We start from the raw sequence: 514 nt of genomic DNA on the forward strand, positions 1-514 counted from the left end.
GTAGAACGGGATCGTCGTCGGGCGCGGTGTGATGCCGGCCAAGTCGGTCAGCAACTGCTCGCGGATCGCCTCGACCTGGCCGGAGTGGGCGGCGTAGTTGACGGGCAGGCGGCGGGCGCGGATGCCGTCGGCCTCACAGGTCGTCAACAAGTCGTCCAGCGCGTCCAGATCGCCCGATACCACCACGCTGTCCGCCGAGTTGACCACCGCCACCGTCAGCCGGCCGTCCCAGCGGGCCACGAACTCGGCGGCCTGCTCATGCCCGAGGCCGACCGACACCATCCCGCCCTGGTCGGCCAGCACCGCCAGCGCCCTGCTCCGTAACGCCACCACCGCCGCCGCGATCTCACCCTGCGAATGCCCCACAACGGCATCAGGCACCACACCATGAGCACGCCACAACTCCGCCAGCGCCACCATCACCGCGAACAGGGCCGGCTGCACCACATCCACCCGCTCCAGCGAGCCACCACCGACCAGCACCTCCACCAACGACCAGTCGGTATACGGCGCC

General features: G+C 70.0%; 1 protein-coding gene. It reads right to left on the reverse strand.

Features of this window, described 5'->3' with window-relative positions; translation table 11 throughout:
- On the reverse strand, positions 1-514 hold a 514-nt coding region (locus tag IG05_RS43300), incomplete at both ends, for an acyltransferase domain-containing protein (RefSeq protein WP_037816019.1).

Source organism: Streptomyces sp. NRRL S-1022 (assembly GCF_000720135.1).
In the GTDB taxonomy this organism is placed as follows: Bacteria; Actinomycetota; Actinomycetes; order Streptomycetales; family Streptomycetaceae; genus Streptomyces.